Genomic DNA, 12160 nt, shown 5'->3' with positions numbered 1-12160 from the left:
ATGATCTTCTACAGCGCGTCTACAGGCGGTTTCTATGATTCTGATCTGCATTCGGTTATTCCAAATGATCGAGTTCAAATCACCAAGGACGAGCGTGCTGCTCTGATACTCGGGGAGACTGAAGGCAAAGTAATTGTTGCTGGTGCGAACGGAATTCCTTTTCTTGCAGAGCGTTTGCCAGAGACCGCCGATGAATTGGCGAAGTTAGAGCGCAAATGGCGTGACGGCGCGTTGTCTTCAGTCATGTGGCTGCGCGAGCGTCACCGAGACCAACAAGAAATTGGCGGCGATACAACACTATCAGCCGATCAGTTCGCCGAGCTGTTGGTTTATATGCAGGCGCTGCGCGACTGGCCACAATCGCCGGACTTTCCCGACATCGAGCAGCGGCCATTGCCGCCGGCCTGGATCGCCGAGCAAACCCAATAACGCCCCGCACTGACGGGGCGTTTTCTTTTCCGTTACGCGTAACACGAACAACCCACGGCCTCGCTTATGCGGGGCTTTTTCGTTTCTGGAGATTGCCCTATGAGTTTCTTTCACGGTGTGACCGTCACCAACGTGGACACCGGCGCGCGCATCATCTCGCTGCCGTCGTCCTCGATTATCGGTCTCTGCGACACCTTCACCCCGGGACCGAAGGCAACGGCCAAACCTAACCAGGTGCTGCTGATCACCCGCGAAAGCGAAGCGGTGGCGGCCTGGGGCGAAGACGCGGCGATCACCAAATCCATCAAGGCGATCTACATGCGCGCCAAGGCGGTGATCGTGGCGTGTGGCGTCGAGAAACAGGCCACCCCAGCCCTGCAGACCTCGGCCATCATCGGCGGCGAACTGGCCGACGGCCAGCGTACCGGCCTACAAGCGCTGTTGGACGGTAAGAGCCGCTTCAATGCCCAGCCCCGTTTGCTGATTGCCCCAGGACATAGCGCAACGCAGGCGGTCGCCACGTCGATGGATGCACTCGCCGGTAAGCTGCGCGGCCTGGCCATCGTTGACGGTCCAAACACTACCGACGAAGCGGTCATTGCCTACGCCAAGAACTTCGGCAGCAAGCGTGTGTTTCTGGTTGATCCGGGTGTGCAGACCTGGGACACGGCTCTGAGCGAGACCGTTGACGCGCCGGCCTCGGCCTGGGTGGCTGGCTTGTTCGCCTGGACCGATAGCGAATACGGCTTCTGGGCCTCGCCGTCGAACAAGGAATTTGTCGGCATCACCGGCACCACGCGGCCTATCGAGTTTTTGGACGGCGATGCGACGTGTCGGGCCAACGTACTCAACAACGCAAACATCACCACGATCATTCGCGACGATGGCTACCGTCTGTGGGGCAACCGGACCTGTTCCAGCGATCCGAAGTGGGCGTTTGTTACGCGTGTGCGCACCCAAGACATCGTCATGGACGCGATCCTGTACGGGCACAAGTGGGCGGTCGACCGCTCGATCACCAAGACCTACGTCAGCGACGTCACCGAAGGCCTGGAGAACTTCATGCGCGACCTGAAGAAACAGGGCGCGGTGATCAACTTCGAAGTGTTCCCCGACGATGAGTTGAACACGGCCAGCCAGTTGGAGCAGGGCAAGGTCACTTGGCGCATTCGCTTCACCGACGTGCCACCGGCTGAAAACCCTACGTTCCTCGTTGAAGTCACCAATCAGTGGCTCACCGAAGTGATTGATTCCAAGGCCTAAGGAGGCTTCGCGATGTCCATGATTCCCCAAACGTTGTTCATGATGAACATGTTTATCGACGGCATGAGCTTTGCCGGCGACGTGCCGACCTTGAGCTTGCCCAAGATGAAAATCAAAACCGGCGAGTACCAGGGCGGCGGTATGGATGCCCCCATTGATATGGATCAGGGCATGGAAAAGCTGGAGGCGTCTTTCAGCACCAAGGGCGTCCGCGCGGCAGCGATGAAGTTCTTTGGCTTGGCCGATCAGACCGCGTTCAACGGTGTGTTTCGGGGCTCGTTCAGGGGCCAAAAGGGCGCCACCACGGCGGTGGTCGCCACCATTCGCGGCATGCTCTCTGAGCTGGACCCGGGCGAGTGGAAGCCGGGCGGAGACGCTGAATTCAAGTACGCCGTCAGCGTCAGCTACTACAAGCTGGAAGTCGGTGGCGTGCGCATGTTTGAAATCGATCCTGTTAACGCGGTCCGCGTCATCAATGGCGTTGACCAACTCGCTGGCGTTCGCCGCGACCTCGGCCTGTAAGGAAAGCAACTCATGGCTCAAAACACCGAAAAAACCCCTGAATGGCTGACCGTTAGCGCGGACTCGGCAATCATCAAGCTGTCCAAAATCGTCAAGGTCAATCAGATCGAAACTGATCAGCTGACCATGCGCTCCCCAACCGTGCGCGAGGTTCGCCACGCGACCAAGGCCGCGCCGGATGATGAAGAACAAAGCGAAATGATCCTGTTCGCCAGCCTGACGGATGCAGGCCCAAACGATCTGGGGGAACTGAGCGTGCGTGATTACAAGCGCCTGCAGGCCGCCTATTTTCGCCTGGTGCGCGAGGACCGGGTTTAACGAAGAAATACAGAGAAAGCTGGCTCAGCGGCTGGCCCGGGAAATGTCTTTCTCGGCCAGCGAAATCGAGAGCATGTCTTTCTCAACGATGATCTGGTGGCTCAAGGAGTGAGCCGCCTGGACCTTTTCGGAGTGACCCATGGCGAACAATCTGGCGCTGGGCGTAGTCATCGGTGGCGCGATCAGTTCAACCGTTGGCGCTGCCTTCAAGGACGTCGAAGGGCGAATCAAAAAACTCAGTGATCAGGGTTCGAAAGCCCGGGTACTGCAAAGCACCATTGGCGACACCATCCGTTTGCGGGATGAGTGGAAAAAGGCGCATGACAGCGGATCCGCTTCAGCAGACGGTCTACTGAAAAAACTGGAGTCCAACCTCAAGACCCTGAAGGAGCAGGGCGTCGAGGTCGGCAAATTGCGTAATGAGTACCAAAAGCTCGGCCAGGTGGCCCGTGGGGCTGAGTTGAAAGCGCTTGGGCATACCCAAATCAAGCAGGGCAAGGACGGGCTAAAGGACTCGTTCGGCCAGGCTGCAAAGCTGACAGCGGCAGTCGCCATTCCCACCAAGATTTCCGGCGACTACCAGGCGCAAGTGCGCCAGATGTCGCTATGGGCGCATACGGCCGGCACTGAAGACGAAGGCAAGATGGCGCAGATGGTTTCGACCATCGCGGATGACAAGGGCATGAGTCGCCAGTTGCTCGCCAAGGCGGTCGGCGGCCTGATCGAAAAAGGCGTTGAGTGGAAGGAGGCCAGCGAATACGCCGGCCAAATTGCCGACTTGATCGACGGCCAGGGCATGGAAGCCGAAACCATCGCCACCTTGATCAACTCGTTCAAGGAGGCCGGGGTCAAGAAAGAGGACATGGCCGGCATGCTGGGCCAGGTGGCGGCGGCGGGCGATATCGGCGCCTTTGGCCCCAAGGACATGGCGCGGTATCTGCCGTCCATGCTCGGCAACATCAAGCGCCTGGGCATGGAGGGCCCGGAGGCGGTGCGCTTTCTGGGGGCCAGTTTGCAGTCGCAATACTCGCAAACGCAGGACTCTGCGGCCGCCGCAACAAACATGAACAACCTGTTGAACGCGGTGATCAGCAACACCAGCCAGGAGCGCTTCGCCAAGGAAGGCTATGACCTGGCCGGCTCTATTCTGGCTGCGACGAAAAGCGGCAAGGCGGCCAACCCGGTCGATGCCTTCATCATGCTCAGCCAGGAAATGATCAAGCGTCAGGATCCTGCGAAGGCTAAGAAGATCGAGGCCCTCAAGGCCAAGATCAAGGCGGCGGCGGATGGCAGCGCCGAGGAACAGCAGGCCATGGTGGCCCTGACTGAGGCGGCCGGCCTGGCCAACATCGTCAGCGATCAGAGCGCCAGTGCGGGTTTGCTCGCGCAAATCAAATACGGCGACAAGATCAAGGCCGATATGGTCACGATCAAGGACACTGACGGTAAGACCAAGATCGAGGCCGACGCGGCCAAGGCCCGAGAGACCTCCAATCGCAAATGGTCGGCAGCCACCGCAGGCATGGAAGCGTCGATGATCAGCCTGGGTGATGGCCTGCGGCCGTTGACTGACAAGGTGGCGGATGGCTTGGGCAAGGTCGGTTATGCACTGGCTGACCTGGCCAACAAGTACCAGCCCGTAACGGCGGTGATTGCCGGCGTGGCGGCCGGTGCTGTCACGTTGGGCGCGGCCTTGAGCGCGCTGAAGATTGGCCGAGGGCTGTTGAACATCGGCCGTGGATCGCTGATGGGCAACCCGAACATTCCTCAAAAGGTGATCGTGACCAACCTCCCTGCAGGCGGTTTGGGTGGGCTCGATGGTGGTATTGACGGCGGGAAGGGCGGGAAGGGCGGTAAGGCAGCTGGTCGGGGGCTAAAGTTTCCCAAAGGAGCCAAGTTGCCGGCCGCTCTGGCGGTCGTTGAGGCGGGTTTCAAGATCAAGGACACCTACGACAACGCCACTACCCAGGATGAAAAGGCAGAAGGCTACGGTGAGGCGGTTGGGGGCTTGGCAGGCTCACTCGCAGGCGCCGCCGCTGGTGCGGCTATTGGCTCGGTGGTCCCAGTGATCGGCACCGTTGTTGGTGGGTTGCTGGGGGCGTACCTGGGCGGTATGGGCGGTGACGCACTGGGCGGATACCTGGGCAAGTCATTCTTCGGTGGCGATGAGGGGCTGAAGAAAATGCCGGACGCCGGGCCGCTGATGATGACCAATGCCGGCAAGGACATTCCGCCTGTGATGGGCGGTATCGCGGCGTCCTTTGCGCCCAAGGGCGCTGGCACTGGCCCGCTGTTGATGCCAGAGGCGGTAAAAACGCCGGGCCCGGTAGGTGGCGACGTGGTGCGCTCACTGGCCTCTCAACCGACGTCGAGCACGCCCGGGGCGGTTTCGCTGATGGCCGTGCCGGCCAAGCCACCGGCACCGAAGATCGAGCAGAAGGTTGATATCAGCGCGCCTATTCAGGTGACGGTGCAGGGCGATGTGAAGGATCCGGCACAGCTTGCCCGTGAGCTTCAGCCATACATCGCACAGCAGCAGCGCGAAATCACTCAGCAGCTGGAGAGCCGCAAGCTCTACGACGACTCGCACCTTTGACCTGGGGGATTTATGGGCTACATGGAACAGTTGCAATCAAGCGTGAAGTACCTGGCTGCGGCGGGCGAAACCGGCCGCCGTAGCCTCGATGGGGTGATTGGGCCAGTGGACGGCGCAATCAGCGAGCTGAGCGGCGCCGCGTCTGAACTTGAGGGTGTGCCCTTTGTGGGCCCGGCCGTGGGTGAAAAGCTACAGCGCGTTATGCGTGGCGTTACGGCCGCCCAGGCGAAGGTTGGCCAGGTAGTGTCGGTGTACAGCGCGGCAACCCGGGCGGCGTCTCAGATTGACGAGCGCCTGGGCGCACTGAAGGAGCAGGCCGGCCGGGCGGCAACAGTGATCAACAGCCTTGCCGGCAAGGCCAGCCCCTCCCTGGCGGGCATTGTTCCGACCGGGGCCTTTGCGGTTGATGCCACGCCTGCGCCTGAAGCGGTAAAGCCCTTTCCGCATCTGATGATCATGCAGCCGCGCGATCCGAAGCAGCCGCCGTACTTCTTCAACCTCGACACGGCGGCCTTTGATGAGCTGCGGCGTTCATCAGCCTTTCGCTGGGCCTCCCAGGAGCGCCTCACGCGTCGGCCGGCGCAACAGGCCATCGGTATGGGGGAGGAGAAGTTGACGCTTAAGGGCGCCATCTTCCCGAGCTTCAAGGGCGGTCTCAAGCAGCTTGAGACCCTGCGCAGCCTTGGGGCCAAGTTGCAGCCCCTGACGCTGACCACTGGCTACGGCGATGTGCTGGGTACGTGGTGCATGACCAGCGTTGACGAAGAACAAAGCGCGTTGCTGGCTGGCGGCATCCCGCGTAAGCAAGGTTTCACCCTGGAGTTTGTGCGCTATGGCGACGACATGCAGAACGTCTGATGGGGATCTGCTGGATACCATCTGCAACAACTACTACGGGCACCTTGTCGGCACCGTAGAGGCCGTGCTCGATGCCAATCAGGGCCTGGCCGATGAGGCCCAGCCGTACCGGGCCGGTGTGCTGATTGTCCTGCCGGACATGCCGGCGCCGACTGTAGAAGCTGTGATGCTCTGGGATTAGCCAGGCCTGGCTGTCCTTTCCTTCCGTTACGCGTAGCGGCCGTCAACATTCCCCCGCGTTGGCGGGGTAACAGGGTGAACCATGACCCCACGCTTTCGCGTCGTTGCAGACGGTAAAGACATTACCGCACTGATCAATGACCGCCTGTTGTTGCTGAAAACCACTGACAAGCCCGGCATGGAGTCGGACGACTTTGAGCTACGCATTGATGATCGTGACAGCGCCGTGGCGCTGCCAAAGCGCGGTGCCGGCATTGAGATCTTCATGGGCTACGCCGAGACGTCCATGGTGCGCCTGGGGCGTTACATGGTGGATGAGGTCGAGATATCCGGGCCGCCTGACACCATCGTCGTGCGCGGCAAGGCCGGTGACATGCGCGGCACCGGCAAGACCGTGCGTAGCGGCAGCTGGGAAGACGTGCCGCTGTCCAAGATCGTGGCCGACGTGGCCGCCCGCAACGGCTGGACGCCGGTATGCAACGTCTCAACGAACGTGCCCCGGGCTGACCAGCTCAGCGAGTCCGACTTTAACTTCATCACGCGCATTGCCAAGCAGCACGACTGCACGGCCAAGGTGGCGGATGGGAAGCTGATTGTCATGACGCGCGACGGCGGCACCAGCGCGAGCGGCAAAGCCTTCGGCGCCATCACCATCACACGCCGAGACGTCAGCCGATGGCAATTCCGCCTGGGTGACCGCAACGCGCACAAGGCGGTGGCCACCAAGCACCAAGACAAGAAAACCGGCGAGCTGAAGCTCATCAGCCTGGATAACGCCGATGTGCCCGATGGACTGCCATCGGTCCACACCGACCGGCATATCTATCCCAACAAGACCGCCGCAGAGCAGGCAGCCAAGGCCCGGCTGACAGCGTTCAATCGGTCCTCGGCGGGCGTTCGCCTGGAAATGCCGGGTCGTACTGATCTGTTTGCCGAGCAATCCATTAACGCCAAGGGCTTCAAGGCCGGCATTGATGGGGAGTACCTGGTCGATTCGGTGGAGCAGGTGTTCACCCAAGCGGGCTGGTCGACCACCGTCGAGTGCAATGGCGGAAAGAAAGGCAAGGCCAAAGCCAAAGCTAAGAAAAAGAAAAAATCTAAGGAGGTAAAAGTTCTGGAGCTCTAACCGGCCGTACCCGTTTCACCACCCGCCGCCATCGAGCGGCCTTTTTTTGTCAGGGAAAAAACGATGCCCATCACCGAGCAACAACTCCAACGCATCATGCCCAACGCCCGCCGCCAAGCGGGCGTTTTTGTATCCGCGCTAAATGCGGCCATGACCAACCGCAAGATTGATACGCCGAAGCGCCAGGCGGCATTCCTTGCCCAGATCGGCCATGAGTCCGGCCAGCTGCAGTACGTGCGTGAGCTGGGGAGCGATCAATACCTCAGCAAGTACGACACCGGCTCGCTGGCCGCGAAGCTGGGGAACACGCCTGAGGCTGATGGTGATGGTCAACGCTATCGCGGCCGAGGGCTCATCCAGATTACCGGTCACAACAACTACCTGCGCTGCAGCCTGGCGCTGTTCGGCGATGAGCGATTGCTGCGCACACCGGAGCTGCTTGAGCTACCGCAGTGGGCGGCAGAGTCTGCGGCGTGGTTCTGGACTGCGAACGGGTTAAACGCGCTCGCGGATCAAGAGCAGTTCAACACCATCACGCGCCGGATCAACGGCGGCCTCAATGGCCTGGAAGATCGGCTGCAGCTTTGGGCCAGGGCGAGGGCGGTGTTATGCGTCTCTTCGACCTGACCCCCGCGCAGTTCCGCGTTGCCGCCGTCGTCTTGTTGCTGGCGGTGCTAACTGCCGGCTCTGCCGCATTGGCCTGGGCTGTTCAAGGCTGGCGTTGTGGCCAGCAGTTGGAGCGCCAGGCCCGGCTGCATTCGGATACCCTCAAAGCGTTGTCTCTGGCCGCTGCCGCTTTGCAACGCAAGGAGCAGGACAAGCGCCTCGCCCTGGAGCGGCGCCTGCAGAACAACGATGAAACCCATCACCAGGAACTGATCCATGAACAAACCAAGCAGGCACGTCTGCGTGATCGCCTGGCTACTGCTGATCTGCGGTTGTCAGTCGTACTCGCCGCCTCCGACGCCACCAGCGGCTGTTCAGTGCCAACCACCACCGCCACCGGCCACGTGGTTTATGGCCCCACAAGAGCCCAACTTGACCCAGCGCATGCTAAACGAATTATTGGCATCACCGATGCCGGCGACCAAGGATTGATCGCTCTGCGGGCCTGTCAGGCCTACGCAAAAGAAGTCTCTGTACCGAAATAAAGGGGCGGCCGGACCGAATGCGTCAACATCCAGCCCGGCCACCTTCCCCGCAGATTGCCCCTGCAAGTCAGCCAAGGCTCCCGCTTCGTGCACAAAGCGGAGCGAGCCCAGAACTGTTTATCCATACAGAAAAAGTCTTGCTTTTATATGTCCACACCTATCATCCCTTGGATGGGCGGCAAGCGCCGCCTGTCCGACCGTCTTATCCCGCTATTTCCGCCAAACGAATGCTACGTCGAAGATTTTGCCGGCGGTGCCGCGCTCTAATTCAAGCGTCCCCAAGCCGCGCCGGTTGAAGTCCTCAACGGCGACTTCGTGACGCTGTACCGCGCCGTACAAAAACACCTGGAAGAATTCGTGCGCCAGTTCAAATCGGCGCTCAGTTATTCGCAGGTGTTCGAGTGGCAGAAGATGCCCCGTCCTGAAACCCTGACCGACATCCAGCGTGCTGCTCGGTTTTTCTATCTGCAGCACCACGCGTTTGCCGGCAAGGTGACGGGGCAGAAGTTTGGCACTTCGACCACAGGCCCGGCTATCAACCCGCTCCGGATTGAGGAGAACTTGTCCGCAGCCTGGCAGCGGTTGTCCGGTATCTACGTTGAGAACCTGCCGTAGTTGGACTGCGCGGAATGATACGACCGGGCGCACACCTTTCATTACGTGGATCCGCCCTACTGGCAGACGGCAGGGTATGGCGTGGATTTTCCTTTTGAAAACTATGAGCGCATGGCTGATTTCATGCGGCGCTGTAAGGGGAGGGGGATAGTCCGCATCAACGATCATCCGGACATTCGACGTATATTTGATGGCTTTCATTTTGAGACTTTGGATATCCGCTCTATCACAACCAACCAGAGACAGGGGAGGGTTCAGGTGGATCGGGAGTTGGTAATCATGAACTGGGAGCCTACTACTTTGGGCGGACTGTTCTAGGAAACATGTACTGCCATCTCTGCATGCCGCTACTGAGAGGGGATTAACTAACTATTCTATTTCTGCGATTAAAAGATGGTTAGAGTTGCTGGTAATGATTTGTAAGAGGTAATAATTAAATATAAGCCCGGTGTGAGATTTTTTTGATATGGATAGGATAATTTTGTCTCCTTGTTCTCTGCCCGGATAGCTGTATGGATGTCGTTGGTTTATTTGCTGTGTTGTGTATGTTGCTACTGTGGGGTTTGAATTTTTTAATCTGGAGGTCGACTATTGAAAGCTATGAAATTTTCCTCGGAGTTTTTTTCAGTGTTGGTATGTGCTTTTTTGTATTGGCAATTGTTGCTTCTTATTTGGAGTAAGGTTATATAGTCTTAATGGGGTGGGGGTATCTAATTTTTAGTGGTGAGGGAGCAGTGCTCCCTCGAGTGATTTTTATAATGATTTAACTTGGTACATGGCAGACACCTATTATCAAATTGTTTATGTTGAAGTAGTATTCAGTGTCGGAAAAGTAAGTGAAGGTTATTAGTCCGCCCTGGACTCCGCGTCCCATAAAAGGGATTTCATTTTTCGCCGAGTCATCTTCGTATGTAGTTATTTTTTTTGTGTAAAATGAAAATCTAGAGCTATCTATGTTTTTCAGGTTTATGTCAAATTTTCGATCGTAGATATATTTTTTCCCTAACGGGCTAGTGATAGTGTAATAAAAGTAAAATTCACCATCGTTTTTATTGATCATAGTGTCGCCATACCCTGTCCATAATTCATGTTCATTTGTTAGATGCACGAAGTTTATCGCGGCATAACATGGCGCATGCGGGGTATCTTTATAATTTAAGAAAAGATACCTTGCGCAAAGCGTTCCAAAAAACAATATGGAAAGAACGGATAAAATTATTAAGGTTTTTTTCCAATGATTAGATAGTTTTCGCATATTGCTTCGCCTGTAGATTCTGGTTTCTCGCATTTTACTAGAAGCTGGGTAAGGGGTTTTCTTACGTAATAATTTACTGATGTAGTTAGAAGTGGTGTATTGAAGACGCTTAACGCAGAATTGATTTGCTCAAATGTTAGTTTTTCGCTAGTTTCTATATTGAGCTTTGTGCGAGGAGGGGCATCCACTTCCTTCCAGTCCTCTAAGTCTGGAGGGTCTAATAGTAACAAATAAAAATATACAATTGGCAGAAGTATCGCTAAAGTTAAAGTGCTAAAAAAAGCAAATGCTCTAAATGGTTTTCTTTCGGTGTTTTCTACAAGTTGGCGGTCTGCTTGTAAGGTTGAAGGTGCGGCTTTGTCAATTGGTAAAGATTGAGTGAGTGTGACTTCAATGCCTGTCTGTGATGCCTGAATTGTTTTTGGTATCAATATTGGTGGTTCAGTAGTCGGCTGAGCCTCTGCATGCGTCTCAGTAATCTGTTCTGAAGGTGGGTCGCTCACTTTGCAGATTAGTGCAAGTCCCCTCCTTGGCATGGTTTTTAACGCGTTTTTAGGTAGTCCTATCTCTACGAAGTGGCTGCGTAGGTCATGCAGTGTCTTGTAATAGCTACTGTCAGATACTACTAATCCTCGACTTCCCCATATACGTCTAATTATTTCTTCTTTTTCAGTATAGCCCTCGATAAGGGTCGACATCATGTCGCCCTCGTTTGCACCTAATTGAACGCTGTTTTCTGAAAATGAAAGAATCATTTTTTTCGCGTCGTAATAGCACTCGAGCTTTTCAATCTCTGAGATGTCTTTGTTCTTTCTCCACATTTAACTTTTCCCCCATAGGCGATCAAAAAACTGTTGAGTCACTTTTGACGCTGGAACCCGGCTGCGAGACACATTTTGACGCCTATCAACCGTCGTTCGCTTAGTAATGCCTTTCTCGGAATGTAAAGTTTCTACTCTTAAATCTGTATTTTCGCCGACAAGTAAGGTTTCAAAGAAGGTTGATAAGGAAAGCTAATGATTTGGGGTGAGGTGTAAGCACAAGTATAGAGGAAGTAAGGGTGAGTAAGGATTTTTTTTTGGGGGATTTCTATAGTTCGTCTCGTTTCAACGACTAACGATGCATCCACTATTCTGATATTTGAGAGGTATATAGTGAAAAGCGCACTAAAGGTTCTTGTTTTGAGTTTTGCTTCTATAGCTTTTTCCGGTGCAAATGCTGCTTCTTTTGTAACGGGTTTAAGTGATGACGACGCTGCCGTTGTTGCTATGGTGACGAAATACCTAGCCGTGGGGACGAGTAGCATTACTTTGGACGAAACATATATTAACTATTTGAACAACATAACTGCAGAGTTGTCGCGTGGCCAGACTACGTCGCTAGAGAAGCTCTATAGGGGTACTCAGGAACGTAATGCAAGCGCTGAAGTTATTAACTCATTGGATGCGGTTGTACAGTGTTTTACTAAAGGTACGCACGAAGGTGGCTGCCAAGGGGGGACAGCTATGAAGGTGGGAGAGGTTTTGAAAGATTTGATGGGGGCTGACGTTCCAGTTGGCAAAACGAAGAGACAAGTAATCAATGAGCTCGCGGATAAGGTGGCGAAGTCGATTCGGCCAAATGGCGTTAGCTCCGATCCTGTTACAGGTGGCGCTGCTAGGCTGAGGGGCACACTTGATGCAATTGGAATGAACACGGAAATAGTCCGTAATAAGGAGTCTGCAGAGAAAAAGATTTCGGCTGTAGATGACAAGGTCGACGTTAATACCACGGCCATTAAGGATAATAAGGAGTCTGCAGAGAAAAAGATTTCGGCTGTAGATGGCAAGGTCGACGTTAATGCCACG

Annotated in this window: 12 protein-coding genes and 1 pseudogene; 12 read left to right on the top strand and 1 reads right to left on the bottom strand. The window is 55.9% G+C overall.

Translation table 11 applies throughout. The features are described 5' to 3' along the window. The 11 genes and pseudogenes from AC07OV_RS02560 to AC07OV_RS02510 all read left to right on the top strand — a co-directional run bounded on the left by AC07OV_RS02560 (window position 1) and on the right by AC07OV_RS02510 (window position 9376). Complete coding sequence (locus AC07OV_RS02560; protein ID WP_495091447.1) at window positions 1–429, top strand: phage tail assembly chaperone; 429 nt, start codon at window positions 1–3, stop codon at window positions 427–429. 99 nt (window positions 430–528) lie between these two features. Beyond that, window positions 529–1692: a phage tail sheath subtilisin-like domain-containing protein gene (locus AC07OV_RS02555; protein WP_495091446.1), complete on the top strand. Its 1164-nt coding sequence runs from the start codon at window positions 529–531 to the stop codon at window positions 1690–1692. Between the two features lie 18 nt (window positions 1693–1710). Continuing rightward, window positions 1711–2214 carry a phage major tail tube protein gene (locus AC07OV_RS02550; protein WP_495091494.1) on the top strand — a complete coding sequence of 168 codons (504 nt, stop codon included), beginning with the start codon at window positions 1711–1713 and terminating at the stop codon, window positions 2212–2214. Between the two features lie 12 nt (window positions 2215–2226). Then, window positions 2227–2532, top strand: a complete 306-nt coding sequence (locus tag AC07OV_RS02545) for a phage tail assembly protein (RefSeq protein ID WP_495091445.1) — start codon at window positions 2227–2229, stop codon at window positions 2530–2532. 139 nt (window positions 2533–2671) lie between these two features. Further along, window positions 2672–5128 carry a phage tail tape measure protein gene (locus tag AC07OV_RS02540; RefSeq protein WP_495091444.1) on the top strand — a complete coding sequence of 819 codons (2457 nt, stop codon included), beginning with the start codon at window positions 2672–2674 and terminating at the stop codon, window positions 5126–5128. Between the two features lie 12 nt (window positions 5129–5140). Beyond that, complete coding sequence (locus tag AC07OV_RS02535; protein ID WP_495091443.1) at window positions 5141–5986, top strand: phage tail protein; 846 nt, start codon at window positions 5141–5143, stop codon at window positions 5984–5986. Continuing rightward, window positions 5961–6167 (top strand): tail protein X, encoded by a 207-nt coding sequence (locus AC07OV_RS02530; RefSeq protein ID WP_495091442.1) that lies wholly within the window; start codon window positions 5961–5963, stop codon window positions 6165–6167. Before AC07OV_RS02535 ends, AC07OV_RS02530 begins: the two co-directional genes overlap by 26 nt. Before the next feature lie 81 nt (window positions 6168–6248). Further along, on the top strand, window positions 6249–7292 hold the full coding sequence (locus AC07OV_RS02525; RefSeq protein ID WP_495091441.1) for a phage late control D family protein: 1044 nt from the start codon (window positions 6249–6251) through the stop codon (window positions 7290–7292). A 63-nt stretch (window positions 7293–7355) separates the two neighbouring features. Then, on the top strand, window positions 7356–7919 hold the full coding sequence (locus AC07OV_RS02520; RefSeq protein ID WP_495091440.1) for a glycoside hydrolase family 19 protein: 564 nt from the start codon (window positions 7356–7358) through the stop codon (window positions 7917–7919). Next, a complete protein-coding gene (locus AC07OV_RS02515) occupies window positions 7901–8443 on the top strand; it encodes a lysis protein (protein WP_495091439.1) in 543 nt (180 codons plus the stop codon). Before AC07OV_RS02520 ends, AC07OV_RS02515 begins: the two co-directional genes overlap by 19 nt. Window positions 8444–8590: 147 nt before the next feature. After that, window positions 8591–9376, top strand: a pseudogene (locus AC07OV_RS02510) (DNA adenine methylase). A 900-nt stretch (window positions 9377–10276) separates the two neighbouring features. Here AC07OV_RS02510 and AC07OV_RS02505 read toward each other — a convergent pair. Beyond that, on the bottom strand, window positions 10277–11134 hold the full coding sequence (locus AC07OV_RS02505; protein ID WP_495091438.1) for a winged helix-turn-helix domain-containing protein: 858 nt from the start codon (window positions 11132–11134) through the stop codon (window positions 10277–10279). Window positions 11135–11467: 333 nt separating this feature from the next. On the opposite strand from AC07OV_RS02505, the gene AC07OV_RS02500 reads away from it, so the two are divergent. After that, a partial coding sequence (locus tag AC07OV_RS02500) for a hypothetical protein (RefSeq protein ID WP_495091437.1) occupies window positions 11468–12160 on the top strand: 693 nt, incomplete at its 3' end.

The organism is Pseudomonas sp. GW821-FHT09A09, from assembly GCF_059418405.1.
The sequence above is the reverse complement of the archived record's forward strand: the minus strand, read 5'-3'. Positions and strand labels throughout refer to the sequence as shown.

Coding starts and splice junctions, on each gene's coding strand:
- AC07OV_RS02545 (WP_495091445.1), top strand. CDS start 2,227: ATGGCTCAAAACACCGAAAAAACCCCTGAATGGCTGACCGTTAGCGCG.
- AC07OV_RS02530 (WP_495091442.1), top strand. CDS start 5,961: ATGGCGACGACATGCAGAACGTCTGATGGGGATCTGCTGGATACCATC.
- AC07OV_RS02535 (WP_495091443.1), top strand. CDS start 5,141: ATGGGCTACATGGAACAGTTGCAATCAAGCGTGAAGTACCTGGCTGCG.
- AC07OV_RS02555 (WP_495091446.1), top strand. CDS start 529: ATGAGTTTCTTTCACGGTGTGACCGTCACCAACGTGGACACCGGCGCG.
- AC07OV_RS02525 (WP_495091441.1), top strand. CDS start 6,249: ATGACCCCACGCTTTCGCGTCGTTGCAGACGGTAAAGACATTACCGCA.
- AC07OV_RS02505 (WP_495091438.1), bottom strand. CDS start 11,134: ATGTGGAGAAAGAACAAAGACATCTCAGAGATTGAAAAGCTCGAGTGC.
- AC07OV_RS02515 (WP_495091439.1), top strand. CDS start 7,901: ATGCGTCTCTTCGACCTGACCCCCGCGCAGTTCCGCGTTGCCGCCGTC.
- AC07OV_RS02520 (WP_495091440.1), top strand. CDS start 7,356: ATGCCCATCACCGAGCAACAACTCCAACGCATCATGCCCAACGCCCGC.
- AC07OV_RS02560 (WP_495091447.1), top strand. CDS start 1: ATGATCTTCTACAGCGCGTCTACAGGCGGTTTCTATGATTCTGATCTG.
- AC07OV_RS02550 (WP_495091494.1), top strand. CDS start 1,711: ATGATTCCCCAAACGTTGTTCATGATGAACATGTTTATCGACGGCATG.
- AC07OV_RS02540 (WP_495091444.1), top strand. CDS start 2,672: ATGGCGAACAATCTGGCGCTGGGCGTAGTCATCGGTGGCGCGATCAGT.